General features: G+C 60.8%; 2 protein-coding genes. Both read right to left on the bottom strand.

Translation table 11 applies throughout. The features are described from left to right. Positions 1 to 380: hypothetical protein (locus JJE47_14355; protein MBK5268605.1), on the bottom strand; the 380-nt coding region annotated here is incomplete at its 3' end. A gap of 814 nt (positions 381 to 1,194) precedes the next feature. Next, complete coding sequence (locus tag JJE47_14360; protein ID MBK5268606.1) at positions 1,195 to 1,413, bottom strand: DUF333 domain-containing protein; 219 nt, start codon at positions 1,411 to 1,413, stop codon at positions 1,195 to 1,197. Positions 1,414 to 2,057 lie beyond the last annotated feature (644 nt).

A 2,057-nucleotide genomic window follows, 5' to 3' on the forward strand; every position in this document is an offset into this window, starting at 1 on the left:
CTCAGGTAGGCCCCTGCCGCAAGGACCGCGGACAGGGGAACCAGGTTCGGACCGGGCCTTGACCAGACAACAACGAACACGGTGGCGGTCGTCACAAACGCTGACACGACGATCCCGCCGGACTCCTCGAAGGAAGCAAGGCGATGCCGACCCGAGTATCGGCCGACCGCAATCCCGGTAATGAAGAATGTTCCTGCGGCCATGGCCGCGGTAAGCCACACACCCCGCCAGTTAACCGCAGCCGGGTCAAACCCAAGACGAGCCAGAGTGGCGCCAATGACCGCTATCGACCAGAGCAGGCCATCTGTGACGCTAAGAACCACGAATCTGAGCCACGTGGTGTGGCGCAAGTACTGGATGGCACCGACGAGTCGCGTCACTGCGGAATCTCCAGGGAGTGGGGACCGGCGGCGGACCTGACCATGGTCCGGTCGTCACCGTAGCCAGCCAGGAGAGGTTGTCCTGCCTTACCCGAATATCTCTTGCGAGCGGCTAGGCCGCACGACAACACAACCGGTTGCCCGACGAACCGGTATGAAGTTTTCATCCTTGAGGTGTCGCAACACACCAAGCTTGTCGCTCTCATCGCCTACCTCCCGTTGAGCGAAACGCTCAAACCCCCATAACCGAACCACACCGATATACCGCACCAGCCGTTGGGCGGCGGTTGGCCATGGTACAACTTTCCTGTCTACGCGCGCCTTTCTGGGCTACACCATCAGGGAGAACAGGTCGGGTGGTCGGATACTTGAGAGCCTGACTGTGTCCTGACAGTTCCACCGGTGAAGTGCGCATCAAGCAGTCACTGCAGCTGATTTTCCCCGTCAACGTGTCACTCAGGCACGGCACGGGCCGACGCTATCCGAACACCTCTCGCGGCGATTTGGCGAGTGGGCCATTAGTCGGTGATCGTCGTCGAGTACACCGTCGAACTGGCCACGTTCTTCCAACAGGACCGTCGCCTGAAACGCAGTGATCCACGCCAATTCGGCGGTCTCCCCGTTGGCTTCGGCCTCGGCGAGTTCACCAGGAAGCACCACCTGGATAGGCAGGTATGCCTTTCCAGGTGTGTCAGCTGGTCGGGTGGGGGCCGATTGCCCCCTGCTGGAACATCGCCGTGGGGGCTTCAGGGTCGAATCCCGCCTCAGGCATCGCCTCGGGTTCACCGTATGACGCGGCGCCAAGAATTGGCTGTTATTGCCCCAGATCGGCCTGCTCCCTGAAATACTCCCAGGCGTCAACGACGGTACCATCGGGCAACTCGCACATCGGCTCAGTTCCCGAGACGACGCCGCCCTGTTCCTCGCAGAACACCGCAGCCGGGTTGGCGAGACCGGCACCGCTGTCCTCGCCAGACGACTGGCGGTAGTACTCCCACTCATCGATCTCGGTGCCGTCAGGCAAGTGACAGATACCACTCTGATTGCCGGCGGCGTCGGTCACGACCTCAACGGAGCCCCCCTGCGCTTCACAAAACACCGAAGCCGGGTTCGGCAAGCCGCTATCAGAACCATTGCCATCCTCGTCTCCATCTCCGCAGGAAACCAACGCCAGAACAGCTACGACAAGAACCCACCAACGAAACCCTCTCCATTGCATCACAAACCCCCTTGCCCGATCGATCGTTCCGTAATCATGATTCCATCGCATGAAATGGACCAGAGTCTGTCGGCCCTTCGTTGACTCCGGTTGTTAGTGGGAAAATCGCCGCCGGCGCCAGCCGACAATTGAAAAGGGCCGGCCGCAAAGCCAACACTGCGATTGGTGGAAACGAGAGCTGAGGGACTTCGGCCAAAGGCCGAAGAAACAAAACAGCGAACCCGGATGCCCAAAGGGCATCCAAAAGGGAAAATCGCCTCCGCCGGCGCCAGCCGGCAATTGAGAAGGGCCGGCCGCAAAGCCAACCCTACTTCGATTCACGTGTGGAGCTGAGGGACTTCGGCCGAAGGCCGACAATATGAACAGCGAACCCGGATGCCCAAAGGGCATCCTGAAGGGAAAATCGCCTCCACCGGCGCCAGCCGGCAATTGATAAAGGGCCGGGCGCAACGCCGACC

This window comes from Acidimicrobiia bacterium (assembly GCA_016650365.1).
Lineage (GTDB): Bacteria > Actinomycetota > Acidimicrobiia > Spongiisociales > JAENVV01 > JAENVV01.